Source organism: Mycobacterium sp. NPDC049093 (assembly GCF_040704635.1).
Taxonomy (GTDB): domain Bacteria; phylum Actinomycetota; class Actinomycetes; order Mycobacteriales; family Mycobacteriaceae; genus Mycobacterium.
Window position 1 is genome coordinate 295,482 of the sequence record NZ_JBEZJS010000007.1, and the last position, 23,875, is coordinate 319,356.

General features: G+C 66.3%; 24 protein-coding genes. 8 read left to right on the plus strand and 16 right to left on the minus strand.

The features are described from left to right. Positions 1-4 precede the first annotated feature (4 nt). From AB0876_RS27395 to AB0876_RS27405, 3 genes are read right to left on the minus strand one after another with little or no spacing between them, the layout of a single operon-like run. The gene (locus AB0876_RS27395; RefSeq protein ID WP_526043415.1) at positions 5-961 is read right to left on the minus strand and encodes an LLM class F420-dependent oxidoreductase; all 957 of its coding nucleotides are present in this window, start codon (positions 959-961) and stop codon (positions 5-7) included. 1 nt (position 962) lies between these two features. Next, entirely contained in the window at positions 963-1,358 is a 396-nt protein-coding gene (locus AB0876_RS27400; RefSeq protein WP_454791231.1) for a methylmalonyl-CoA mutase C-terminal domain-containing protein, read from the minus strand. Further along, on the minus strand, positions 1,358-2,959 hold the full coding sequence (locus AB0876_RS27405) for a methylmalonyl-CoA mutase family protein (protein ID WP_526043416.1): 1,602 nt from the start codon (positions 2,957-2,959) through the stop codon (positions 1,358-1,360). The genes AB0876_RS27400 and AB0876_RS27405 overlap by 1 nt, the downstream gene beginning before the upstream one ends. Before the next feature lie 255 nt (positions 2,960-3,214). On the opposite strand from AB0876_RS27405, the gene AB0876_RS27410 reads away from it, so the two are divergent. The 3 genes from AB0876_RS27410 to AB0876_RS27420 are packed head-to-tail and all read left to right on the plus strand — an operon-like array spanning position 3,215 to position 5,861. Beyond that, positions 3,215-4,063 (plus strand): SDR family oxidoreductase, encoded by an 849-nt coding sequence (locus tag AB0876_RS27410; protein WP_526043417.1) that lies wholly within the window; start codon positions 3,215-3,217, stop codon positions 4,061-4,063. Next, positions 4,060-5,562: a class I adenylate-forming enzyme family protein gene (locus tag AB0876_RS27415; protein ID WP_526043418.1), complete on the plus strand. Its 1,503-nt coding sequence runs from the start codon at positions 4,060-4,062 to the stop codon at positions 5,560-5,562. The genes AB0876_RS27410 and AB0876_RS27415 overlap by 4 nt, the downstream gene beginning before the upstream one ends. Then, complete coding sequence (locus AB0876_RS27420) at positions 5,559-5,861, plus strand: hypothetical protein (RefSeq protein ID WP_491841033.1); 303 nt, start codon at positions 5,559-5,561, stop codon at positions 5,859-5,861. The genes AB0876_RS27415 and AB0876_RS27420 overlap by 4 nt, the downstream gene beginning before the upstream one ends. A 90-nt stretch (positions 5,862-5,951) precedes the next feature. On the opposite strand, the gene AB0876_RS27425 is transcribed toward AB0876_RS27420, so the two are convergent. The 8 genes from AB0876_RS27425 to AB0876_RS27460 form a co-directional block, all read right to left on the minus strand. Next, a complete protein-coding gene (locus AB0876_RS27425; protein WP_526043419.1) occupies positions 5,952-6,689 on the minus strand; it encodes an SDR family NAD(P)-dependent oxidoreductase in 738 nt (245 codons plus the stop codon). A 70-nt stretch (positions 6,690-6,759) separates the two neighbouring features. Next, positions 6,760-7,836 carry a phosphotransferase gene (locus AB0876_RS27430; protein ID WP_491841031.1) on the minus strand — a complete coding sequence of 359 codons (1,077 nt, stop codon included), beginning with the start codon at positions 7,834-7,836 and terminating at the stop codon, positions 6,760-6,762. Positions 7,837-7,897: 61 nt separating this feature from the next. Beyond that, positions 7,898-9,100 carry a cytochrome P450 gene (locus AB0876_RS27435; RefSeq protein ID WP_491841030.1) on the minus strand — a complete coding sequence of 401 codons (1,203 nt, stop codon included), beginning with the start codon at positions 9,098-9,100 and terminating at the stop codon, positions 7,898-7,900. A gap of 114 nt (positions 9,101-9,214) precedes the next feature. Continuing rightward, the gene (locus AB0876_RS27440; protein ID WP_491841383.1) at positions 9,215-10,186 is read right to left on the minus strand and encodes a LacI family DNA-binding transcriptional regulator; all 972 of its coding nucleotides are present in this window, start codon (positions 10,184-10,186) and stop codon (positions 9,215-9,217) included. A gap of 62 nt (positions 10,187-10,248) precedes the next feature. Continuing rightward, entirely contained in the window at positions 10,249-11,595 is a 1,347-nt protein-coding gene (locus AB0876_RS27445; protein ID WP_526043420.1) for an MFS transporter, read from the minus strand. 83 nt (positions 11,596-11,678) lie between these two features. Beyond that, positions 11,679-12,212: an alkyl hydroperoxide reductase AhpD gene (ahpD, locus tag AB0876_RS27450; protein WP_135359092.1), complete on the minus strand. Its 534-nt coding sequence runs from the start codon at positions 12,210-12,212 to the stop codon at positions 11,679-11,681. Between the two features lie 2 nt (positions 12,213-12,214). Further along, complete coding sequence (locus AB0876_RS27455) at positions 12,215-12,802, minus strand: peroxiredoxin (RefSeq protein ID WP_526043421.1); 588 nt, start codon at positions 12,800-12,802, stop codon at positions 12,215-12,217. A 119-nt stretch (positions 12,803-12,921) separates the two neighbouring features. Further along, on the minus strand, positions 12,922-13,572 hold the full coding sequence (locus AB0876_RS27460) for a nucleoside/nucleotide kinase family protein (RefSeq protein WP_526043422.1): 651 nt from the start codon (positions 13,570-13,572) through the stop codon (positions 12,922-12,924). 98 nt (positions 13,573-13,670) lie between these two features. On the opposite strand from AB0876_RS27460, the gene AB0876_RS27465 reads away from it, so the two are divergent. From AB0876_RS27465 to AB0876_RS27475, 3 genes are all read left to right on the plus strand, one after another. Then, positions 13,671-15,104, plus strand: a complete 1,434-nt coding sequence (locus AB0876_RS27465; protein ID WP_491841026.1) for a neutral zinc metallopeptidase — start codon at positions 13,671-13,673, stop codon at positions 15,102-15,104. A 27-nt stretch (positions 15,105-15,131) separates the two neighbouring features. Next, positions 15,132-15,686, plus strand: coding sequence for a DUF4333 domain-containing protein (locus AB0876_RS27470; protein ID WP_526043423.1), 555 nt, complete (start codon positions 15,132-15,134; stop codon positions 15,684-15,686). A gap of 92 nt (positions 15,687-15,778) precedes the next feature. Next, positions 15,779-17,611 (plus strand): fatty acyl-AMP ligase, encoded by a 1,833-nt coding sequence (locus AB0876_RS27475; RefSeq protein ID WP_491841024.1) that lies wholly within the window; start codon positions 15,779-15,781, stop codon positions 17,609-17,611. An 81-nt stretch (positions 17,612-17,692) separates the two neighbouring features. On the opposite strand, the gene AB0876_RS27480 is transcribed toward AB0876_RS27475, so the two are convergent. Continuing rightward, entirely contained in the window at positions 17,693-18,622 is a 930-nt protein-coding gene (locus tag AB0876_RS27480; RefSeq protein WP_526043424.1) for a hypothetical protein, read from the minus strand. A gap of 111 nt (positions 18,623-18,733) precedes the next feature. Here AB0876_RS27480 and AB0876_RS27485 point away from each other — a divergent pair, with 111 nt between their 5' ends. Together AB0876_RS27485 and AB0876_RS27490 are read left to right on the plus strand one after the other, a co-directional pair. After that, complete coding sequence (locus tag AB0876_RS27485; protein WP_526043425.1) at positions 18,734-20,509, plus strand: ATP-binding protein; 1,776 nt, start codon at positions 18,734-18,736, stop codon at positions 20,507-20,509. Continuing rightward, positions 20,506-21,396: a hypothetical protein gene (locus AB0876_RS27490; protein ID WP_526043426.1), complete on the plus strand. Its 891-nt coding sequence runs from the start codon at positions 20,506-20,508 to the stop codon at positions 21,394-21,396. Before AB0876_RS27485 ends, AB0876_RS27490 begins: the two co-directional genes overlap by 4 nt. Positions 21,397-21,434: 38 nt before the next feature. On the opposite strand, the gene AB0876_RS27495 is transcribed toward AB0876_RS27490, so the two are convergent. The 4 genes from AB0876_RS27495 to AB0876_RS27510 all read right to left on the minus strand — a co-directional run bounded on the left by AB0876_RS27495 (position 21,435) and on the right by AB0876_RS27510 (position 23,839). Next, positions 21,435-22,181: an alpha/beta fold hydrolase gene (locus tag AB0876_RS27495; protein ID WP_526043427.1), complete on the minus strand. Its 747-nt coding sequence runs from the start codon at positions 22,179-22,181 to the stop codon at positions 21,435-21,437. Positions 22,182-22,211: 30 nt separating this feature from the next. Continuing rightward, the gene (locus AB0876_RS27500; protein ID WP_526043428.1) at positions 22,212-22,580 is read right to left on the minus strand and encodes an STAS/SEC14 domain-containing protein; all 369 of its coding nucleotides are present in this window, start codon (positions 22,578-22,580) and stop codon (positions 22,212-22,214) included. Positions 22,581-22,634: 54 nt separating this feature from the next. Further along, positions 22,635-23,051 carry a hypothetical protein gene (locus tag AB0876_RS27505; protein WP_526043429.1) on the minus strand — a complete coding sequence of 139 codons (417 nt, stop codon included), beginning with the start codon at positions 23,049-23,051 and terminating at the stop codon, positions 22,635-22,637. 107 nt (positions 23,052-23,158) lie between these two features. Further along, positions 23,159-23,839, minus strand: coding sequence for a TetR/AcrR family transcriptional regulator (locus tag AB0876_RS27510; RefSeq protein WP_526043430.1), 681 nt, complete (start codon positions 23,837-23,839; stop codon positions 23,159-23,161). Positions 23,840-23,875: the final 36 nt, after the last annotated feature.

The window sequence follows — 23,875 nt, forward strand, 5'->3', positions numbered from 1 at the left end:
GCGCTCATCGCAGGCGCTTGGCGAGTTCCGCGATCACCTCACGGGTCCGGTACTTCGACGCGATCAGCTCGTCGCGGTTCTCCCCGATCGGCAGCAGGCGCACCGACAGATCCGTCACCCCGGCATCGGCGAACTGCTTGAACCGCTTCAGGATCGACTCCTCGTCACCCGCCGCGAGCAGATCGCCGACGTTACGAGCCTCGCCACGGTCCAGCAGTCGCTGGTAGTTGGGCGAGGTCTCGGCTTCCGCGAGAACGCGGTTGGCCCGGTCCTTGGCTTCCTCGATCTCGGAGTTGGCGCACAACGTGACCGGGATGCCCGCGACGATGCGTGGCGCGGGCTTGCCCGCTTCCGCAGCGGCCTTGTTGATCTTCGGGGCGATGTGCTCGCCGATCGCCTTCTCGTCGGCCATCCACAGCGAGGTGCCGTCGGCATGCTCACCGGCGATCTGCAGCATCACCGGGCCCAGTGCGGACACCAGCACCGGCATCGGGGTGTCGGCACCCAGCACGGTCGGGTTGTGCACAGTGAACGAATCGTTCTCCACGTCAACGTCTCCGGGCCCGGAGATGGCTGCGTTCAGCACCTGCAGGTAGTCCCGGGTGTAGGCGGCGGGCTTGTCATACGGCAGGCCCAGCATGTCGCGCACGATCCAGTGGTGCGACGGCCCGACACCCAGGACCAGCCGGCCACCCGAGATGGCGTGCACCGACAGCGCCTGCCGCGCCAGCGCGATCGGGTGTTGCGCCTGCAGCGGCACCACCGCGGTGCCGAGTTCGATGCGCGACGTGTTCGACGCCATCAGCGCCACCATGCTGAGTAGGTCGAAGTCGTTGGGTACCTGCGGCATCCACGCGCTGTCGAGGCCGGCGGATTCTGCCCACTGGATATCGGAGACCAGCTTGGCGACCTTGCGGGCCATATCGCCGCGCTCGGCCCCGATCATCACACCAAGGCGCATGTCAGCTCGCTTTCTCGGTCAGTGCGCGGACGTCGGTCACCAGTGTCTCGAGCGACGTTCCGGTCGGGAACACTGCAGCCGCACCGGCATCGAGGAGTTTCTGGACGTCGGACTGCGGGATGGTGCCACCGACGACGACGGCGATGTCGCCAGCATCGGCGGCCCGCAGCGCGTCGACCGTGCGCGTGGTCAGCGCGACGTGCGCACCGGACAGGATCGAAAGACCGACCAGCGCAACGTCTTCCTGCAGCGCGATCGACACGATGTCCTCGATGCGCTGACGGATGCCGGTGTAGATGACCTCGAATCCCGCGTCCCGCAACGTACGCGCGACGATCTTGGCCCCGCGGTCGTGACCGTCGAGACCCGGCTTGGCGACAAGTACTCGGGTTGCCATCAGAACACCACCGGCTGCTGGAACTCGCCCCACACCGACTTCAAGGTCGACACCATCTCTCCCACTGTGCAATACGCATTGGCGCAGTCGATCAACCGGTGCATCAGGTTGTCTGCCCCCGGTCCACTGCCTTCGGCGCCCCTGGCCAATGCCGCCAATGTTTCTTTGACCGCAACGTCGTCGCGCTCGGCCTTGACCTTCGCCAGTCGCTTGAGCTGCAGATCGCGACCCTCGGCATCGAGTTCGTAGGTGTCGATGTCGGGCGCAGGCTCGTCGGTGACGAACTTGTTGACGCCGACCACCGGGCGCACCCCTGACTCGGTCTCCTGGTGGATCTTGAACGCCTCGTCCGCGATGAGACCCTGCAGGTAGCCGTCCTCGATGCAGCGCACCATGCCGCCGTGCTTTTCCAGGTCGTCCATGATCTCGATGATCTTGGCCTCGGTGGCGTCGGTGAGCGCCTCGACGAAGTACGAACCGCCCAGCGGGTCGGCCACCTTGGTGACGCCGGTTTCGTAGGCCAGGATCTGCTGGGTACGCAGCGCCAGCGTCGCGGACTCCTCACTGGGCAGGGCGAACGGTTCGTCCCACGCTGCCGTGAACATCGACTGCACGCCGCCCAGCACCGCCGCCAACGACTCGTAGGCGACCCGCACCAGGTTGTTCTGCGCCTGCGGCGCGTACAGCGAGGCCCCGCCCGCCACACAGCCGAACCGGAACATCGAGGCCTTGTCGGTGGTCGCGCCGTAGCGCTCCCGCACGATCGTGGCCCAACGGCGCCGGCCCGCACGATATTTGGCGATCTCCTCGAAGAAGTCACCGTGGGTGTAGAAGAAGAACGAGATCTGCGGGGCGAACTTGTCGATCGTCATTCGGCCGCGTTCGACGACGGTGTCGCAATAGGTGACACCGTCGGCCAGGGTGAACGACATCTCCTGGACGGCATTGGCCCCGGCGTCGCGGAAGTGCGCACCGGCCACCGAGATCGCGTTGAACCGCGGCACCTCTGCGGCGCAAAATTCGATGGTGTCGGCGATCAGCCGGAGAGATGGCTCGGGCGGCCAGATCCAGGTGCCGCGCGACGCGTATTCCTTGAGGATGTCGTTCTGGATGGTGCCGGTCAGCTTCTCGCGCGGCACGCCCTTCTTCTCCGCGGCGGCAACATAGAAGGCCAGCAGGATGGCCGCGGTGCCGTTGATGGTGAAGCTGGTGCTGATCTTGTCCAGCGGAATGCCGTCGAACAGGATCTCGGCGTCGGCCAGGGTGTCCACCGCGACACCGACACGGCCGACTTCCTCGCCGTACTCTTCGTCATCGGAGTCATAACCGCACTGGGTCGGTAGGTCCAGCGCGACCGACAGACCCGTCCCACCCTGATCGAGCAGGTAGCGGTAGCGGCGGTTGGATTCCTCGGCGGTACCGAAGCCCGAGTACTGCCGGAAGGTCCAGGTCTTCCCGCGATATCCGGACGCGAAGTTGCCGCGGGTGAAGGGGTAGGTCCCGGGGGCAGGCGGTTCGACCGCGCGGTCGTCCGGTCCGTAGACGGGCGCCAGCGGGATGCCAGATGGGGTCTCTACCGGAGAGACATCTTGCTCGCTCATCAGTGGATAACGTACTTGCTAAAAATGAGAATGCCAATACCGCGTGGTGGAAATGTGGCACCTGTACTGGCCGGGAGTGCTCGGACCTGCACACCGAGGACCTCTCACGACACACGCGAAGAGGTCTGGTCGATGCCGCTTCCCCGGGCGGTGCGCCCCACGATTACGACACTTGCTAAAAATGAGAATGCCAATACCATTTGGGTACGGTTGACACACGGCGCATAGCGGACGCTGCGCTCGACGAGGAGGACCATGTCCAGCCAGCAAGAGTCATTCACCGATCGCACGCTGGTCGTATCCGGTGGCAGCCGCGGTATCGGGCTGGCGATCGCGCTCGGCGCCGCCCGCCGTGGAGCCAACGTGGTGCTGCTGGCCAAGACCGCTGAACCCCACCCCAAGCTGCCCGGCACCGTGCACACCGCGGTTGCCGAGGTCGAGGCTGCCGGCGGCAAGGGCGTCGCCGTGGTCGGCGATGTGCGCAAGGAAGAGGACGTGGCCCGCGCCGTCGAGGCCGCGGTCGAGCACTTCGGCGGCGTCGACATCGTGATCAACAACGCCAGCGCCATCTCCACCGACCCCACCGAGTCGCTGTCGGCCAAGAAGTTCGACCTGATGATGGACATCAACATCCGCGGCACCTTCCTGCTCACCAAGGCGGCACTACCGCACCTGCGCAAGTCCACCAACGGCCAGGTGCTGACCCTGGCCCCGCCGATGAACATGAACCCCTACTGGTTGGGCGCACACCCCTCCTACACCCTTTCCAAGTACGGCATGACGCTGCTGTCGCTGGGCTGGGCGGCTGAATACGCGGACGCGGGCATCGGTTTCAGCTGCCTGTGGCCCGAGACCTACATCGCCACCGCCGCAGTGACCAACCTCGCCGACGGCGACACGATGGCCTCACAGTCCCGCAGCCCCGAGATCATGGCGGATGCGGCCGTCGAGATCCTGTCCCGCCCGGCCGCCGAGGTGAACGGTGAGACCTTCGTCGACTCGGAGGTGCTCACCGCTTCCGGTGTCACCGACCTCTCCCGCTACGGCGGCGGGGATAATCCGATCATCGACATCTTCATCGACGCACCGGGACAGGGCCTATGAGCATCTCGCTACTGCTCGAGATGGCGGTCTCGGGTGGGCCCGACCGCACCGCAGTGGTGTCCGACGATCTCCGCCTGACCACCGAGGAACTCAGCACCCTGGCCGACGGCGGCGCCGGCGTCATCGCGGCCTCCGGAGCCGCCCACGTGGCCTATGTCGGCACCGGCGGAGCGCTGCTACCGCTGCTGCTGTTCGCGTCGGCCCGTGCCGCTGTTCCGTTCACCCCGCTGAACTACCGCCTCAGCCGAGACGGTCTGCACGAGCTGATCGAGCGGTTGCCCGAGCCGCTGGTGGTCGCCGACGCCGAATACGCCGATGTCGTCGCCGGAGCGGGCAAGCAGGTCATCACCTCCGAGGAGTTCCTGGCCGCGGCGCGCGACGCCGAACCCACAGCCGAGTTCGCCGACCCCGACGCGGTCGCGGTCGTGCTGTTCACCTCGGGCACCACCTCCCGGCCCAAGGCCGTCGAGCTCACCCACAACAACCTCACCAGCTACATCACCGGCACCGTCGAATTCGGTTCGGCGGCAGAGGAAGACGCCGCCCTGATCTGCGTGCCGCCCTATCACATCGCCGGGGTCAGCGCGGCGATGTCGAACCTATACGCGGGCCGGAAGATGGTGTACCTGCGGCACTTCGACGCCGACAAGTGGGTCGAGCTGGTCCGCACCGAGGGCGTCACGTCGGCAACCGTGGTGCCTACCATGCTGGACCGCATCGTCACCGCGCTGGAATCCGCCGGCCTCGAACTGCCCACCCTGCGCAACCTCGCCTACGGCGGCTCCAAGGTCGCGCTGCCGCTGGTCCGCAAAGCACTGCAGCTGCTGCCGAACGTCGGCTTCGTCAACGCCTACGGATTGACCGAAACCAGCTCCACCATCGCGGTTCTGGGCCCCGACGATCACCGCGAAGCACTGGCCGCCGAGGATGCGTCCGGCGCCCGGCGACTCGGCTCGGTCGGCCAGGTGGTCCCGGGTATCGAGGTGCAGATCCGCGCCGACGACGGCACCGTGCTCGGCGCAGGCGAGACGGGCGAGCTGTTCGTGCGTGGCGAGCAGGTGTCGGGTCGCTACACCGACATCGGATCCGTGCTCGACACTGAAGGCTGGTTCCCCACCAAGGACGTCGCCATGCTCGACGAGGGCGGCTACCTCTTCATCGGCGGACGCTCCGACGACACCATCATCCGCGGCGGGGAGAACATCGCCCCGGCCGAGATCGAGGATGTGCTCGTCGAACATCCTGAGGTTCGCGACGTCGCCGTCGTCGGCCCGGAAGATCCCCAGTGGGGCCAGATCATCGTGGCCGTCGTGGTACCCGTCGAGGGGGCCTCCCCTGACCCGGATGCACTGCGCGAACATGTTCGCAAGCAGCTGCGCGGTTCGCGCACCCCCGACCGGGTGGTGTTCCGTGACGAGCTGCCCACCAACCCGACCGGCAAGGTTCTGCGCCGCCAACTCGTCGACGAACTCGCACCCGTTTCAAAGGAGTCAGCATGATCAAGAACGGCACCCGCCTGCAGAGCCAGGTGTGCGACACCCAGGTCATCGTGGTGCGCAGCGCCGACAGTCTCGACGACCTCCGCGCCGGTGGCGTCGCCATGGTCCCGCTCGATGCCGAGAAGGACTCGGGCGCAACCATCGACGGCGCGTTCTCGGACGGCAACCTGATGGGCAAGCGCTACGTCGACGAGGGCGGCGCCGAGGTACTGGTCACCAAGGCCGGCGCCGGCACGCTGTCGGTCGGCAGCACCGCGCTGAGCCTCAAGGAGGCCAAGCCGCTTCCCGCCAGCGACTAACACCGGCCAGAACGGCTGAGTGGCCAGTTACGACACAGATTCTCCGAGTTCACGTGTCATAACTGGCCATTCGTCGTAGGGATCGCGCAGTCACGCGTGACGGCTGGTCACTCCCCCGTCCACGACGAGTTGCGTACCGGTGATGAACGAAGCCTTCGGTGACATCAGGAATGCCACGGCCGCCCCGATCTCGTCGGGCTTCCCCAGCCGCCCCAGCGGCGCGGCCTGTTCGAAGCTCGCCCGGATCTCCTCGACGTCCAATGCGATCTGGAGCATCGGGGTGTGGATGAAGCCCGGGCACACGGCGTTGACGCGAATCCCCAACGGGCCCAACTGCGCCGCCATCGACCGAGTCATCCCGAGCAAGCCCGCCTTGGAGGCGCAGTAGGCCGGGATGAACGGGTTGGCGGCCAGGCCTTCGATGCTGGAGATGCCGACCACGGCGGGCGACCCACCGTCAGATGCGGATTTCTCCAGATGCGGCAACAGCAACTGCACCAACAGCGCCTGCGCACGCAGATTCACGTCGAGCACCGCGTCCCAGGACTCCTCGGTGAAGGCGCCCACCGGTTCGGGGAGCACCCGGCCCGCGGCATGCACCAGACCATCGATGCCGTCGAGCGCCTGCGCCGACACCTCGACGGCTGCTGTCAACGCACCGGTGTCGCAGACGTCGATCACCGTCGAGGGCATGCCCAGCCCTTCGGCCACCTCGCGGACCTCGGGCGCTATGTCCCACAACGCGACCCGCCGACCGTCTGCGATCAGCGCCTCCGCGCTGGCCCGGCCGATCCCCGACGCTGCACCTGTCACCACCACACCTGTCATGCCGGACACCGTAGTGGTTTCTCGGCCGTCCGGATCGAGGATTCCCGTCAGGCGGTCGGCCTGACCGACGTCACCGACCGATGAGGTCGGCCAGCGCCTGCGCGGTCTGCAGATCTTCGTAGGCCGCTGAATACCGTTGAGCCAGCGCCAGTGCGATGTCCGGGCGCTGCCACAGCTCTCCCGCGCTGGCGGTGGCCAGCCAGGTCATCAGACCGTGGGCGACCGAGGCCCGGTATCGCAGCCAGATCTCGTCGGGCGACGGCAGTTCCTCGGCCGGAAGCTCCAGCGCGTCCCGGTATTCCTCGAGCAACTGACGTTCGGCCACCCTTCGGTCTTCGGTCGTCAACGCACCCTGCAGGAAGTAGCCGAGATCCAGTGAGTAGTTGCCGTGACGGGCCACCTGCCAGTCGAGGAATCCGACATCCCCATCGGGCAGCAGGTAGGTGTTTCCGATATGAGGATCACCGTGCAGCAGCGTCTGCGGGACGCCGGCTGCGGTGAGGGTCCGGATGAACGGCTTCCAGATCCCCTCCACCAGATGGTCGATGGTCAGCGCATGCACTGACGCCGGCGCATCGTCACCCAACCGCTCGAGCGCAGCGGGTAAGGGCGCCCACTGCATACCGTCCCACGGCTCGAACGGTTCCAGCCACTCCAGTCCGGGGCGGCGCACCCGCGCGCCCCAGAACGCGCCGTGCAACCGGGCCAGGCCGCGTACGCCGTGCGCAGCCTGCTCCACGGTCAGCGGCCTGGTGGCATCCCGCGGGTCTGCCGAGCGTGCCGTGAGGTCTTCCATGACCAGCATGAAGTCCTCGTCGCCCTCGTCGATCGGAGCCGCGTACACCGTCGGATGCTCCAGCGGCAGTTCGACTTTGGAGTTGAACAGCCTCGGCTCATGGAGCAGACCGCTGGTGTACTTGATCATCTCCTTGTGCCCGGGATCGACGGCCTTGGCGAACACCGTCGAAGGACCGGTCCCCGACGAGTACGTGACCGACAGGCGCGCACGGCGGTTGGTGCCGTCATCGCGCATGTCGACCGCCACGCGGTCCACCACCGCATCGGGGTGGTGATCGGCCAGCGCGGCTGTCAACCACTCGGGCGTGACCTGGGTCCAGTCCTTGGGGACGGTCAGCGAGGCCGTCACGCGGTTGCCTCGCAGGCTCGGCTCCGGCGTGTCCAGGTACGGTTCGCTCCGCAAGCGTCGCTCACGGGATCAACGCCGGCATCGAATCCCAGCCGCGGACCGTCGAAGTGGGTGACAATATGGCGTTGTCGAGGTCGACGTCCCACTCCGGGAAGCGCTTGAGCATCTCCTCCAGCGCGATCCGACCCTCCAGGCGCGCCAGCGCCGAACCCAGGCAGTAGTGGGTGCCGACACTGAACGCCAGGTGCTGACGCTGCTCGCGGTGGATGTCGAAAACCTCACCGTCAGGCGGGAACTGGCGGCTGTCGCGGACGGCCGCGCCGATCAGCATCATCATCACGCTGCCCTCGGGAACCGTCTGGCCGTGCAACTCCACGTCGCGGGTGACATACCGCGCCACGTGCGGGGCCGGTGGCTCGAACCGCAGCAGCTCCTCGATCGCCTGCGGGATGAGCGCGGGATTCTCGGCCAGCTGGCGCCGCTGATCGGGATGTTCGGCGAGAACCTTTGCCGCCCAACCGATCAACCGCGTCGTGGTTTCGTTGCCCGCACCTGCCACCACGTTGATGTAGATCAGCAGTTCCTCGCGGGTGAGCTTGCGGGTCACCCCGTGCTCGTCGGTGAACTCGACATTGAGCAGGTCGGTCATGATGTCGTCGGACGGGTTGTCCTTACGCCAGTCGATGTAGGTCTCGAAGATCGAGCCGTCGACCAGACCTTCCTGCGCCGCCTTCATCGGCTTGCCGGCCTCGGTGCGCAGCTGGTCGTTGCCGTGGTCGCGGATCATCTCCTGGTCGTCCTCGGGGATCCCGAGCAGCGCGCTGATCACCCGCATCGGCATGATCGCGCCGAAATCCTTGATGAAGTCGACCTTGCCTGCTCCCACCAGCGGGTCCAGCGACTGCGCGCAGAATTCCCGGATCTTGGGCTCCAGCGCATTGATCTTGCGTGGGGTGAACATCCGGGCCAACAGCTTGCGATGCACGGTGTGGATCGGCGGATCCTCGAAAATCAGGGCGCCCGACGGGATGTCGATGTTGGCCTTGATCAGTTCGATGATTGCGCCGCGCGCCGAGCTGAAGGTTTCGTGGTCGACGAGGCCCTTGTTGACATCGGCGAAGCGGCTCAGCGCGTAGAAGTCGTACTGCTCGTTGTAGTAGAGCGGCGATTCCTCGCGGAGCCGGGCGAACGTCGGATACGGATTGGCGTTGATCTCGACGTCATAAGGATCGAAATACACGTCATTGGTGGTGCTCACACTCACGGCGGTCCGCCTCTCTGAGGGCTGCGGAGAGTTACTTACCCGCGTAAGTTACACGTCGGGACCACCCCCGGACAAGGTCCGGACGGGTTACGGTATGCCGTTCGCCTGTAATGCTCAGGTGCTGTCGCGCACGATGAGCCCGGCAGGGTCGTTGTCTTCCACGTCGGCGACCGTGGGGTATCCGAGTTCTGCCATCATGGCCGGCACCGCGGCATCGACAATGGTCTTGGCGTCGAACACGACAGAGGTCAACGGCGGGGAACTCACCGCACCCAGCGGTATCGCGTCAACTCCCATGACCGCGAGATCGTCAGGGCAGCGCAAGCCGGCTCGCCGTATCCCGTGCAGGACCACGAACGCCGTCTCATCGCTCTGCGCACACACCGCCGTCACGCCCGCTGACACCCATCTCGACACGACGGCGGCCGCATCGGACCCGTCGGTGGCGACGCTGTCGACCTCGATCTCGGGCAGGCCCTGCGCGTCGGCGGCGATGCGAAGACCCGACAACCAGTAGTCACCGAGCGGCCGCAGCACCTCCGCGCCGGAATAGGCGAAGCCCAGGCGCGTGTGGCCCCGCGACATCAGATGCTCCACCCGCATCGCCCCGACCGTCAGATGCAGCGACCCGAGTGCGCGCAACTTCTCGCTGCCCAGGTAGATCTGCGGGATCCTCGCCGCTTCGACTGCCGCCGCAGCGGCGCCGGTGAGCGGGAACACGCCGGCAACGGCCACCGGGTTCAGGTTCGCAACCGCGTCGACGATGTTCTGACCGTCGTCGGTCTCGAGCTGCATCGACAGCACGATGCCGTGTCGGCCGAGCGCGGTGGTGAGCCGACTGCCGACCTCCAGGGGCAGTTCGCCGAGGTCGGTGCGCGGCACGATGTAGAGCACCACACCGCTGCCGCCGACGGCGAGGTTGCGGGCCGCAAGGTTGGGTCGGTAACCGAGGTCGGCCGCCGCTTTGCGCACCGCGGCCTGGGTCTGTTCCGAGATGCGTTGCCCTTGAACATTGTTGAGGACATAGCTGACGGTCGCCGTCGAGACGTTGGCCAGCCTGGCCACGTCGGCTTTCGTCGGGCGCAGCCCAACATTCGACCTAGGCGGGCGTCCTTCTTTCCCACCCGTCGGACGTCCTCTTGTCGTGCTCACGGTGTCATCGTGGCACGTTGCTGCCCCGGCGGGTCGCCCACGCCACGCATTGGTTGCCCCGCACTCTCGCGCAATGTCAGGACGGTGGCCACCGAGACGACTCCCGCGGCAACCAGATACAGCGCGGGGGCCAGGTTGTTGCCGGTTGCCGCGGTGAGCCAGGTGACCACATACGGGGTGGTCCCGCCGAACAACGCGACCGCGATGTTGTAGCCGATCGAGAAGCCGCTGTAGCGGACCCGGGTCGCAAAGAGCTCCACGCCGGCCGTCACCGCCGTCGCGACATACACGGATTCGATGGCCGCAAGCAGGCAGTGCCCGACGATCGCCGCTGCCACCGATCCCGAATTCATCAGCAGGAAAAGCGGGTACGCGCCCACCACGAAGGAGGCCGAGCCGGCGATCAGCAGCGGTTTGCGCCCGATCCGGTCCGACAGCGCGGCCAACGGCAGGATCAGGATCAGTGCCACCAGACTGGCCAGGGTGATCGAGACGAACGCCTGGGTCTTGCTGAAGTGCAGCGCCTTGATGAAGTACGTCGGCAGGAAGGTGAAGACGACGTAATAGCCGACGTTGAACACGATGAACAGGCCGATGACTTGCAGGATTGCCCGTCGCGCGGTGCCCACGGCTTCGCGCAACGGCGAGGTGGCCACCCGGTCGGCCTCGTCGAGCTCGGCGAACTCAGGAGTGTCGTCGAGGCGCAGCCGGATGTAGAGACCGACCAGGCCGAGCGGCGCCGCCACCAGGAAGGGGATACGCCAGCCGTAGCTCTCCATCGCCTCGGTCGCCAGGAATGCCTGCAGCAGCGTGACGGTGACCGAGCCCAGCAGGAATCCCAGCACCCCCGACCACGCGATGAACGTGACGGTGAAGCCGCGTCGCCGCGTGCTCGCGTACTCGGCGAGATAGACTGCGCCACCGCCATACTCGCCGCCGGCGGAGAATCCCTGCAGGCACCGCAGCAGAAGCAGGAGCAGCGGCGCGGCCACACCGATGGTGTCGTAGGTGGGCAGCAGGCCGATGCCCAGCGTGGCCGCCGACATCAGCAGGATCACCACGGCGAGCACCCGCTGACGCCCCAACCGGTCACCCAGTGGACCGAACACGAAGCCGCCGAGCGGACGCATGAAGAATGCGGCGGCGAAGATGGCGAAAGTGTTGAGCAGCGAGGCGGTTTCGTTGCCGGCCGGAAAGAAGTTGCCGGCGATGTAGGTCGCCAGGAAACCGTAGATGGCGAAGTCGAACCACTCGACGGCGTTGCCGATGGATGCACCGGTGATCGCCTTGCGCACGGTGGCGTCGATGCGGGCGGTGTGGGTGTCGCTCGTTGGTGCCGTCAACAGAAAACTCGCCTCTCAGAATCGCGAGAGGCGAGTTTATCTGTCGGGTTATGCGCGTAAGCCCATTTCTGGGACCTTACGTATCAGACTCCGGCGAGCGCGTCCGCGGTGAGCAACGCCTGGGCCACCCCGGACACGATCGACGCCAGCCGGATGGCCTCGAAGATCGTCGTGCGGGAGACGTCGGCGTCGCGCAGCACGGTCTCGTGCGCGGACAGGCAGTGCGAGCAGCCGTTGATGGCAGAGACCGCCAGCGACCACAGCTCGAAGTCAGCCTTGGGCACACCGGGATTGGCGATGATGTTCATCCGCAGCCCGGCCCGCAGGTCGTCGTAGCGGCCGTCGAGCTGCCCCTTGGTGCGGTAGAAGACGTTGTTCATCCCCATGATCGACGCGGCGCCGAGGGCGGCGTGGTACGCCTCCGCGCTCAGCACGTCGAGAGCGTCCTCGGAGATCTCCTTCAGCAGCTGCTGCGATTTGGTCGCGGCGGCCGTGGCGACCAACGCACCCCACAGCTGCTGCTCGTTGAGCTCCGTGGACTTCACGATGCTGCCGAAGTTGAGCTTGAGGTCCTTCGCGTACTCCGGCAGTGCTTCCTTGATGTTGTCGATGCTCATGACTAGACCGCCTCGGACAGCAGCTCGCCGGCGTTCAGCGTCGGGTCGCCCTTCTTCCAGTTGCACGCGCACAGCTCGTCGGACTGCAGCGCGTCGAGAACGCGCAGCACCTCATCGACGTTGCGTCCCACCGAACCGGCGGTCACCGAGACGAACTGGATCTCGTTGTTGGGGTCGACGATGAAGGTGGCCCGGTCGGCGACACCGTCGGCATTGAGTACGCCGGCCGCCGCAGTGAGCTCACGCTTGAGGTCCGAGACCATCGGGAAAGGCAGCTTCTTCAGGTCGTCGTGCTGTGCACGCCACTGGAAGTGGACGAACTCGTTGTCCACCGAAACGCCGATCACCTTGGCGTCGCGATCCTCGAAGTCTTCGTTGAGCTTTCCGAACGCGGCGATCTCGGTGGGGCACACGAAGGTGAAGTCCTTCGGCCAGAAGAAGATGATCCGCCACTTGCCCTCGTCGTCCTTGTTGGTGACGCGGGTGAAATAGTCATCGGGCTGCTTGGCATCGACCTTGGACAGATCTCCACCAATCACGGCCGTCAGGTCGTATTCCGGGAACTGAGAACCAATCGACAAAAGTGCCATTGCAACCTATCCAATCTCGCGCTGATTTTCTGGAATGATTCCAGATTTACCACCACAATCATGGCTCTCACCGAGGGTTATAGCAACTCACCGAACCGTGATTATGCACACAAACGACATCAGTGTGAGCTGGGCCTCACGGCCGCCACCGGGACCACCAGATCGGCGCGCTCGGCGGTCGCCGCCACCAACCGGGCATTGGGTTCATCGACCTCGGCAACCCAGCGCCGCGCGGCACCGGCCGGCTTCCCGAAGGCGATGTGACGAGCCACCAGACGGGCGGCGCGGACATCGTCTTCTATTACGCAGAACCAGATTTCGTCGATCTCCGCGGTCACCGCCGACCACGCCGGATCGTCGAGCAGCAGGTAGTTGCCCTCGGTGAGCACCACCGCCGTGTCCGGGAACACGGGGATCGCACCGGCCACCGGCTGCTCGATGTCGCGTTCGAAACCGGGGGCGTAGACCACCTCGGTGCGTCCGCGGATACGGCGCAACAGGGCGGCGTATCCGGCAACGTCGAACGTGTCCGGCGCACCCTTGCGGTCCAACCGGTCAAGCCTGAGCAGTTCCACGTCGGCGAGGTGGAATCCGTCCATCGGAACGTGCGCCACCGCGTCGTCGCCGAGCCGGGCCCGGACGGCGGCGACGAGCGCCTCGGTCAGCGTGGATTTGCCTGCCCCCGGCGCCCCGGCGATCCCGATGACGGACGTCCCCGGCTCCGCTGCACGGGCGAGTACCCGAGTCACCAGATCGTCGAATGTGTACATGGCGCCGCCATTGTCCCGCAGGTCATCGGTGGCCCGCGCCGAACGTCGTCGCGAACAGGTAGAACTGGCTGGGGTGGATCGCGTGGAAGGCGGATCAGTTGGCGAGGCTTCGCTGGTGGCTCGGTCTGGCCTGTTGTGCGGCGCTGCTGGCCGGATGCGGCGACGCCCCCGTGATCGGGGGCAGGGCGACCTCGATGCTGTTCCTACCCGACCGGGTGGGTGGACTGCCGGTGACCGACGGCCACAGCGGCACCCGACCCGATGCCCCCGGGCCGACCCGCCGGGCCGAGAACACCGATGGCGGCCAGATCGATGACCTCGCCCTGCGGGCCATCGACGACATCGAGGACTTCTGGTCGCAGAACTACAGCGGCGGTTCCCTGCCGGGAACCTTCACCCCCGTTGCCCGCCTGGTGTCCTACAACTCCGACGCCTCCCCCGGGCTCGAGATCTGCGGGGAAAGCACTGTCGGGCTGACCAACGCCTTCTACTGCCTCAAGAGCGACGTGATGGCCTGGGACCGCGGCGTCGCGATTCCGGTGGCGGCGCAGTACTTCGGCCAGATGGGCGTGGTCGGGGTGATGGCCCACGAATACGGCCACGCCGTCCAGCAACAGGCACGGCTGATCAACGAGAGCACGCCCGTGCTGGTGGCCGAGCAGCAGGCCGATTGCCTGGCCGGGGTCTACCTGCGCTGGGTCGCCGCCGGAAAATCCCCACGCTTCGAGTTGAGCACCGGCGACGGCCTCAACCATGTCCTGGCCGGGCTGATCTACATCCGCGATCCCCTGATGACCCGGGTCGACGCCACGCTCACCGGCAACGAGCACGGTTCGGCGCTGGACCGGGTCAGCGCCTTCCAGATCGGCTTCAGCGGCAATGTCGACCAGTGCGCCGCCATGGACTCCGACGAGATCACCAAGCGCCGTGGTGATCTGCCCAAATTTCTCGACTTCTTCGGCGGCCCGCAGAGCGCCAACAGCACGATCACCGCGAATCTGCTGGACCACACCATGCAGTCGCTGCGGCAGGTCTACGCACCCACGAACCCACCCACGTTGACTACCGAGCCGAGCGCCTGCCCCGACGCCGGACCGTCGCCGCCGGCGTCCTACTGCCCGGCGACCAACACCATCGTGGTCGACCTGGCGGGGCTGAAAGCCCTGGGGGAAGCCAGAAACGAGAACGACGAGCAGGAGCTCCTCCAAGGCGACAACTCGGCGATCTCCGTCCTGACATCGCGGTACGCCATGGCGGTGCAACACGAGAAGGGCCTGACGCTCGACACTCCCGTGGCCGCGATGCGCACCGGCTGCCTGACCGGCGTGGGCCAGGCCAGGATGGCCGAGCCCGGTCTGCCGATCACGCTGTCAGCCGGTGACACCGACGAGGCGATCAGCAGCCTGCTCACCAATGGGCTGGCCGCCAGCGACGTCAACGGCAGGGTGCTGCCGGCGGGGTTCACCCGCATCCTGGCCTACCGGTCCGGCCTGCAGGGCGATGACGCACAGTGCTACCAGAGGTTCCCGTGAGCCGATGAGTCCAGTCGAGGAGAACCGATGAGCGGTCCCGAGCAGCCGTGGTGGGCGCGGCCGGGCGGCGCACCCCTGCCCGGTGGCACGCCGCCACCGGGTGCTCCCCCGCCGCGGCGCGGATGGACGCCACCACCACCCCCACGACAGCCGGCACCGCCTCAGCACCGCGCGTGGCCCGAACCGTCGCCGCAACACCAACCGCGGCCCGCACCGCCGCCGCCGACTCCGCGACCCGAGCCCACGCGACCCGACCGGCGTCTGCTCATCGGTGCGGTCGTCGCCGTCGTGGCAGTCGCGGTGATCGGCACCGGGCTGTGGGCGTGGAGCCGCGCGGACACCAACAGCACCCGACTCGATGTCCATCAGGCCGAGTCCGGAGTGGCACAGATCCTGTCCGATCCGATCAACGGCTACGGGGCCAACCGCGTCGTCGCGGTCGCGTGCAACAACGGCCGGAATCCGGTCGTGCGGGCCGGAGCGACGTTCACTTGCGCAGTTGAGATAAATGACACGCTGCGCAGGGTGATTGTGGAGTTCACCGACGATAACGGCACTTATGCCGTGGATGGGCCGCGATAAAAAGAGACGCACGACACATTTTCCACACCTCGTGACAACCCACACCGGACCGCGCTGCCAGGCTTTATTAGAGTCACTATTAGTCTTACGGCATGGGTCGGGATCCCTTCGCAACCAGTGCCGTTGATACGTCGACGTCGAACATCGAGAACTACGTCCGCGATGACGGCACGATTGTCGTACCCGACGGCGTCACCCTGACGTCGTTCCTGGATCGCAACCGGTTCATCTACGGAGATGAGCCGTCCTACCGATTCCTCGACTACTCGACCAATCCTGACGGCCAAGCGGTCGAGCTCAGCTGGAACGCTCTGTGGGCGCAGGTGTGTGCTGTCGGCGCCCGACTGCAGCAGGTGACGCAGCCCCGCGACCGCGTCGCGATCCTGGCTCCGCAGGGTGTCGAATACGTCGCGGCCTTCTTCGCGGCCGTGCACGCCGGCAACATCGCCGTCCCGCTGTTCGCGCCGGCCCTGGCCGGTCATACCGAGCGACTGGCCGCGGTGCTGGCCGACGCCAAGCCCACCGTCGTGCTCACCACGACCGCAGCGGCCGAATCGGTCCGCAACTTCATCAAGACGCTGCCCGCCGCCGAGCGGCCTCGCATGATCGCCGTCGATGCCGTCCCGGACACGCTGGCCGAGATGTATGTCAGCCCGTCGGTCGACTCCGACGACATCGCCTACCTGCAGTACACATCCGGGTCGACACGCACCCCGGCCGGTGTGGAGATCACCCACCGCAACGTGTGTACGAATGTCATCCAGATGATCCTGGCCGGCGACCTCGACACCGGGATCCGCAGTGTCAGCTGGCTGCCGCTGTACCACGACATGGGCCTGATCATGATCATGTTCCCGGCGCTGTGCGGTGGCCACATCAGCCTGATGGACCCAATGGCGTTCGTCCGCCGCCCGTACCGCTGGATCAAGCGGTTGGCCGAAGAGGCTGCCCACGGACGCACTTTCGCCGCAGCCCCGAACTTCGCCTTCGAGCTGGCTTCCGAGCGGGGCCTGCCGCCCGAGGGCGAGACGCTGGACATGACCAACGTCGTCACGCTCCTCAACGGGTCCGAGCCGGTCACGATGGCCGCCGTCGAGAAGTTCACCTCCGCGTTCGCCCCGTACGGGCTGCCCGCGACCGCGATCAAGCCGTCCTACGGCATGGCCGAGGCCACCCTGTCGGTGGCCAGCATCGCGCCGAGCGCCGCGGCCAGTGCGGTGTACCTCGACCGCGACCAGCTCAGTGCCGGACGCGCCGTCACCGTTGCAGCAACCGACGAAGGCGCCGTGGCCCACGTGTCCTGCGGACAGCCGATTCCGAACCAGTGGGCGGTGATCGCCGGCGCCGACGGCGACGAACTGCCGGACCGGACCGTCGGCGAGATCTGGCTGCACGGCAACAACGTCGGCCAGGGATACTTCGGTCGCGTCGACGAGAGCGAGCGGGTGTTCGCCAACAAACTGCAGACCCGGCTCACGACCGGTAGCCACGCCGACGAGGTGCCCGACAACGGCCACTGGCTGGCCACCGGCGACCTCGGCGTCTACATCGACGGCGAGCTGTACCTCACCGGCCGGATCAAGGACATGATCCTGATCGACGGACGCAACCACTACCCACACGACATCGAGACGACCGTCAGCGCGTCATCGCCCGCGGTGCGCTCGGGTTATGTCGCCGCGTTCTCGGTGAACGGGGACCGCGGCGAAGAACTGGTGATCGTCGCCGAGCGGGCCGCCGGAGCCGGACGCGCCGAGCCCGGACCGATCGTCGACGCGGTGCGCGCGGCAGTGTCCCGCCATCACCAGATCCGGGTCGCCGATGTGCGCATGGTCGCCGCCGGCGTGATCCCCCGGACGACGAGCGGCAAGCTCGCCCGAAACGCTTGCCGCGTCGAGTATTTGAGTGGGAAGTTCGACAGGTAGCGTCGCGGTCGGCGCTGGCGCGCCGAACGCGACGCTACGGTCGTCTCCCGACGCGTGGCGCGACCCTGGCGTTGATCTCGACTACAGCTGAGTCATCGCCTCACCGAACGCCCCGTCACCCAGCAGACTGATGCTGCGGGCCTGGGTGTCGATCTGGGTGATGCGCTGCACCGCGCCTCCGTGCCAGAAATAGGTATCCCGGCTGATCGCCCCGCCAGGCGGATTCTCGGTCTGCCCCACCGTCACCGAAGCGAGCCAATTGACTGCATCAGCGGTGGCCTCGCCGACGGCGTGCAGGAACAGCAGACTGCGGTGGGGCACGCTGAACACCACCCCCAGCGGTGCGGCTCCCCCGAGCACCGTCTCGATCAGCCGAGGCAGGTTCAGAGCTTTCGAGGCGATGAAGAAGGAATCTCCGGCCAACGCAAACACGTTGCGGTCCAACGCTTGTACGGTCACGGGCTCGGCATCGGTGTTGCGCTGACCCACCTCGTAGAGGAAATTTAGGTCGCGGCCGACGACGTCGTTGTCACCCACCGTCTTCACCACCGTCGGCAGGTCACGACTCAGCTCGGCCACCAGACCGTCGAACGCCGGGCGGGCGTACCGCATCGAGGTCATGCCCGAGGTGTCCGGCGTCTGCAGGCGCGTGCGAACCTGCGCCAGAAATTCGGCGTCCGTAAGTTCGGCCGGCCCGGGATCCGAGCGGCCGGCGAACTGCTGATCGAAATGAAACTCGACAGCGCCCGCCCACTCGGCCGGCGGGCGCTGCGCACATTGCAGCTGAAGGTTGTACAGCCGGTAGTGATTTCCCGTCTGGTCGATGAAACAGTCGTCACCCAGTGCGTCCTGCGGGGCCGGACGCACCCGTACCCCACGACGCTCCAACGATTCCAACGCCAGCCGGCGCACGTGCCGCCGCCGGTCATCGGTGCTGAAGGTCGGCTCGCTCCCGCTCGTCGACGACTCCCCCATGCTGCCCCCCGTAATGATGCTGATCGACCCATCCATGTTCCCACCGTCGCGGGCACCCACTCCGCACCAGTTCGGAGCGCACCGACTTGTCGGTACCCCGTGCGAATCTGTCCGGTTCTCAAACGAGCCGACACAGGAGGGCCGGGGATGTCCGAGCTTCAACAACAGAACTTCCGAGTGAATCTCGGCGGGGTGATCGCGCTACTCAGCAAAAACTTGTATTCCAGTCCCGGCGTCTATGTGCGGGAGCTGATCCAGAACGCGGTGGATGCCATCGCGGCCCGCGACGCCTTTGACGACGCACCTGCGCCACGCGTCATCACGATCTCACCCTACGGAGTGGCCTCGCCGCACTCACCCGCCGACGAGTTCGCACTCACCGATGCCGGAATCGGGGTCAGCCCAGCGCAGGTCGAGCAGTTCCTCGCTACCGTCGGTGCCAGTTCGAAGAGCGACGAACTGCAGCGGAGTCGTCGGACGTACATCGGTCAATTCGGGATCGGCTTGCTGAGCTGCTTCCTGATTGCCGACGAGATCACCGTCGTCTCGCGAAGCGCGACAGGCGCGGACCCGATCGAGTGGGTGGGCCGCAGCGACGGCACCTACACGATCCGCACCATCACCGACGAAGCGGCGGTCGGCACCACCGTGCGGCTGCAGCCGCGCCCGGACATGATCGGGTGGGCACGGGCTGAGCAGGTGAGCCCCCTCGTGCAGAAGTATGCCGAGTTCCTTCCGGTGGCCATCAAGGTGCTGACAAGCCAAGGCCCGAAGGAGGTTTCGCGTGAATATCCGTGGGTACGCGACTTCGGCGCTCACCGGTCGGGTGTGTCGCAGGGTGTCTCGCCCGTTTATGGCGGCCTCGGGGTGGGTAGGCAGTTCGATGCCATCGAGATTGCCGACGAGACCCAGGGACTACAGGGCGTGGTGTACATCGGAACTCCGTCGCGCCGGACCACTTCCGTCCGCCGCAATCGCGTCTATGTCAACGACATGCTTGTCGATGACGCCGAAGGCTCGCTGCTGCCGTCATGGGCGTTCTTCGCCTGGGCGGTGGTCAACTCGACCAAGCTTGAGCCGACCGCCAGCCGCGAGGCCATCATGAACAACGCGGTACAGGCCGGGACTCGACGCGCGCTCGCGCAGGCGGCGCTGAAGTGGCTGCGTTCCCTGGCCGACACCGATCCCGAGCGCTTCGCCGAGTTCGTCACGGACAACGAACTCGAGCTCAGATCCGCTGCGACGCACTGCATCGACGCGGAGAATCGTGGGCTGGCCGATGTCGTGCTGCCGATGCTGACCATGCAGACAACCGAAGGACACCTGCGTCTGGTCGACATCGTCAGCCGGAACCCGAACGTCCTTTTCGCTGCGTCGGTCAAGGAGTTTCGCACCATCGCGAGCTTCAACCCAGGCGGGCGGATCGTCGTCAACGCGGGCCACGCTCTGGACCAGGAAGTGTTGCTCATGCTGCCGCAAGTGATGTCCGGGGTCACCGTCACACGGGCCTATCCGGCGTCCGAAGTGGCGGCGCTGACGGTACCGTCCGCCGACGGTGCCGTGGGGGCACTGGAACAGCGCGGCAGCCACGCGCTGCAGGCGTCTGGTAGTCGGGTTGTGGTGCGCCGTTTTCCATCGACGGACCTGCCTGCCGTCTTCATCGGTCACGGCCAGATCGACGCAGATTCGCCGGGGTGCAGCGACCTTCCGCATCTGGTGGTGAACTGGGACAACCGGGCGGTGCAGGCACTGATCCACACCACCGACGACCTTGTGTTCAGTCGGCTCATGCAGCTGCTGTTCGTCCAGGCTCGGATGGCCGCACAGTGCGATGGCCCCGAGGATCGAATCCTGTTGTCGGAGGCGCTCGATGACATCATCGTGCTGGCCGCCGGCGTCGACGGATCGGAGGTCGTCCGATGACCGAGCCGACGCGTCTGTCAGCGGATGAGCTCGAACAGCTGGGCGACGAGGCGCTCGCAGCGGGAGAGCTGGAAGCGGCACTGCATCATTACAGCGAGGCACGCAAGCTTGTCTTCGACATGCTCGATCCTGCGTTGATCCAGGGTTCGGATTTCGACACGGTGTCGGAGATCGCCGACGAGCTCAGCCGGATCAGCACGAAGCGCGACGACCTCGTGCGCACCACGCAACCGCCGCCGAAGCCGCTCGACGAACAGGCGGCGGATCTTCGCGCTGCGGTGGATGCGTCCATGGAGCGAGGCCACATCGTTCACGCCGCAGAGCGGTGTATCGATCTCGGCGACATCCTGACGGAACTGGACGATCTCGACGGCGCGGAATCCGCCTACCGACAGGCCGTGGCGCTCGCCCGGCAAGTCGATGCCGACATGCCCGAGTTGATGCTGTGGACGTTTCGCAAGTTGATCGAATTCCTTGCACCGTCAGAGGAGTCGATCACCCTCGCCCAGGAACTGGCCGCCAACTTGATCGAGCGCGACGAGATGTACCACCCGATGCGGGCTGCCGACGCGGCGTTCCACTGGGCGGTCGCCGAGCTGAGGTTCGCAACGGTGGCGCACCATCGGGTGGATCACACCATCGAGGGCATCGCTCGGCAGGCAATCGGGATGCTCGACGAAATCTGTATGCACGACTTGGGTCAAGCACTGCAACGCCACGCGGCCGACACCTTGCGGTGCGTCGGCCGCGATGTCGAGGCAGATCAGTGGCAAGCCGATGCAGACAGGTACGAGGACTGGTCAGCTTTCATGGACCAGCAGATCCCCGGCCACATCCACCTGTGGGACATCCGGCTCGACGCGTCTGCCCGAGCAGGTGACGAGTGACACTGGCGATCGCCGACTCGCCGCGGCACGGGCCGGGACTAATCGAGTGATTTCCAGAATCGTGAAAGCGCCACCGCACCGCGGGCTGGGTCCTGCACCATCCACCAGTGATCCAGTCCGTCGAGCACCTCGGTGGACGCCCCTGCTCGGCTGGCTGCGCGACGCCGGATTTCTTCGGACCCCACGTATGGGTCCGCCGTCGCCAGTAGCGAAAGACCGGGGCGCGCACTCGCCCGCTCCAGCCCACCGCCCGCTTCGGCCATGTCACCGGGCATTCCTGCCGAACGGTACAGCCGAAGGGTCGCCTGCCCCATATCCGGCCCCTGAGCGCGTGCCATCGACGCTGCGATGTCCTCCGGCAGCAGCGCGGCCCACACGGCGGTCCGGTCTTGAACCGTGCCGCCCAGCATGTTCTCGACGAGCCGCTCGCCCTTGCCGGGTGTCCGCCATGCCTGGGCGATGTCAGGCCACTCGTAATCAGCGTCGAACACTCCGACGATGTCACTTGCCCAGCTACGCACCAGGTTGGGTCGATGCATCATCGCGTTCACCACGTGCACACCACCCCAGTCGTGTCCGACAAGGTCAACCGGCTCATTGATAGCTTCAAGCTCGCGTTCGAGCCAGTCCCGGTAGGCCACATACGTCGCCGAGAAGCCGTCAGGTAGCGGAGCCCCGAATCCCGGCGGTGACAACCGCACGACATCCTTGCGTCCAAGCGCATCGACCAGCGGACCCCAGATCGCGTCAGTCTCCGGATTGCCGTGCACCAGAACGATCGTCATGCCCGACATCGTGACACGACTCGCTCGATCTCAGGCCGCAGCCCACTCCTTGGCCGTATCGAGCTCGCCCAGCCCGAATACCTTGAGCTCTCCCGGAATCATCCAGGCGAACGCGTGCATCGCATGGGCGACCCACTCCCTATCGGACACAACGGCAATCCGTTTGAATGCCGAGTGATGCTCGAGCAGCGCGCCGAAGCCGAGCTTCATATCCTCGACCAGACCACCGGACCCGAAGCCCTCGTAGTCCGGCGAGATGACCTCGACGATCCGGATCTCCCCGGTCTTCAGCAATTCGTCCATCGTCGGCCGGAAGTCGCGCAGGTCATCACCGCGCACCCGGCCTGACACCCGAATACCGAACACGCCCTCGGGCATGTCAGGAAGGACATCGATCATCGTTTCTCCCTCCGTCTCGCACTCGAGTCTGCACCCGATGGGCGGTGCGTTCATTCAGGAACGGGAAGACTGCCAGAGGTTGGATATCTCCGACGGCACGTTCTCGCGTTTGACGGCGCTCCTGGTCCACCCACCGTGGCTGCCGGGAGCGATCCGGTAGACCCCTTCATCACCTGAATACACCCAGAGCTGTTCAGGTTCGGTGGGCAGCCAGGTGATCACCACCCCCGGGGTGCGGTAGGAGGAATGGTCGTGGAAGACCTCCTGACCGGCTTTGTCGCGAATCACAGGGACCCAGGTCTTGCCCCCATTCTCGTCGGGTCCCTCCTCGGCGGAGGCGGTGTAGGCGTCCGACGGCGAGGTCTGGTCGTGGCCGGGTGTGACTACCGCAGCGGCCGCGTTGTCGCTTTTGCCGCAGCCCGCGGCGACCGCCAGCACTGCCAGGATCACTGCGATCAACCGCTTGCCCATGTATCGACTCCTTCGGTGCTGACGAGCGCGCTGTGCGCCATCGCCGCTTGACGAGATGGAACGATACGGTCTGTACGCCAGAACCGATCAGCACCCCGGCAGCTTGCTCACAGCATTGTCGTCAGCCCGGCGATGACCACATCGAGGTTGAACTCCAGCTGCGCGTCCTCGTCAGGTTCCGCCGACATCGCCGCCAGAACCTGCTGCAGCAACTCGTAGTCGTTTCCGTCACCAACGTGTATGGCCGCCAAGGCCTCTTCGTGTTGCGGATGCACACCTCGCCCGGCGCGCAGCAGAGAATCGCGGGCCGCGGACAGGGCCAACTCGGCGACGGTGTTGGCGGCCCGGCCTGCCTGCGCGACGGCGAAGCCCGCGTCGACCAGTGCGTGGAGGACGTATTCGGCTTGGTCCAAGGCCGCGAGGCCGATCGCGCCCTCCATCGGGAACGCGTCGTGCACCCCGAGTTGAGCTATCGCATTGCGCGCCCGGTACGCATACCACCGCAACACATCACGCCAGTCGCCGTCGACCGGCGGTGGGACACGATCGAATTCCGCCTCGAACACCGCTGATGCCATGAGCGCCAACAAGGTTTCGCGATCGCCGATGTGGTACTTGACCGACTTCCGGTCGACGCCCAGAACGTCAGCGACCGCCTGCATCGTCAACGCCGCCGGGGGGACGCCGAGAGCGGCAGCAACAATCTGCTCGCGGTTGATCCGCGCCGGACGCCCTCGCCGAACTCGCGCTGCAACAGCGTCGCCGCTGTCGAGATCGTGGGCACTCACATCTGCCAGCCTAGTTACCCGCACCGTGGGGTCGGG

Coding starts and splice junctions, on each gene's coding strand:
- AB0876_RS27395 (WP_526043415.1), bottom strand. CDS start 961: ATGCGCCTTGGTGTGATGATCGGGGCCGAGCGCGGCGATATGGCCCGC.
- AB0876_RS27400 (WP_454791231.1), bottom strand. CDS start 1,358: ATGGCAACCCGAGTACTTGTCGCCAAGCCGGGTCTCGACGGTCACGAC.
- AB0876_RS27405 (WP_526043416.1), bottom strand. CDS start 2,959: ATGAGCGAGCAAGATGTCTCTCCGGTAGAGACCCCATCTGGCATCCCG.
- AB0876_RS27410 (WP_526043417.1), top strand. CDS start 3,215: ATGTCCAGCCAGCAAGAGTCATTCACCGATCGCACGCTGGTCGTATCC.
- AB0876_RS27415 (WP_526043418.1), top strand. CDS start 4,060: ATGAGCATCTCGCTACTGCTCGAGATGGCGGTCTCGGGTGGGCCCGAC.
- AB0876_RS27420 (WP_491841033.1), top strand. CDS start 5,559: ATGATCAAGAACGGCACCCGCCTGCAGAGCCAGGTGTGCGACACCCAG.
- AB0876_RS27425 (WP_526043419.1), bottom strand. CDS start 6,689: ATGACAGGTGTGGTGGTGACAGGTGCAGCGTCGGGGATCGGCCGGGCC.
- ahpD (WP_135359092.1), bottom strand. CDS start 12,212: ATGAGCATCGACAACATCAAGGAAGCACTGCCGGAGTACGCGAAGGAC.
- AB0876_RS27455 (WP_526043421.1), bottom strand. CDS start 12,802: ATGGCACTTTTGTCGATTGGTTCTCAGTTCCCGGAATACGACCTGACG.
- AB0876_RS27460 (WP_526043422.1), bottom strand. CDS start 13,572: ATGTACACATTCGACGATCTGGTGACTCGGGTACTCGCCCGTGCAGCG.
- AB0876_RS27470 (WP_526043423.1), top strand. CDS start 15,132: ATGAGCGGTCCCGAGCAGCCGTGGTGGGCGCGGCCGGGCGGCGCACCC.
- AB0876_RS27475 (WP_491841024.1), top strand. CDS start 15,779: ATGGGTCGGGATCCCTTCGCAACCAGTGCCGTTGATACGTCGACGTCG.
- AB0876_RS27480 (WP_526043424.1), bottom strand. CDS start 18,622: ATGGATGGGTCGATCAGCATCATTACGGGGGGCAGCATGGGGGAGTCG.
- AB0876_RS27485 (WP_526043425.1), top strand. CDS start 18,734: ATGTCCGAGCTTCAACAACAGAACTTCCGAGTGAATCTCGGCGGGGTG.
- AB0876_RS27490 (WP_526043426.1), top strand. CDS start 20,506: ATGACCGAGCCGACGCGTCTGTCAGCGGATGAGCTCGAACAGCTGGGC.
- AB0876_RS27495 (WP_526043427.1), bottom strand. CDS start 22,181: ATGACGATCGTTCTGGTGCACGGCAATCCGGAGACTGACGCGATCTGG.
- AB0876_RS27500 (WP_526043428.1), bottom strand. CDS start 22,580: ATGATCGATGTCCTTCCTGACATGCCCGAGGGCGTGTTCGGTATTCGG.
- AB0876_RS27505 (WP_526043429.1), bottom strand. CDS start 23,051: ATGGGCAAGCGGTTGATCGCAGTGATCCTGGCAGTGCTGGCGGTCGCC.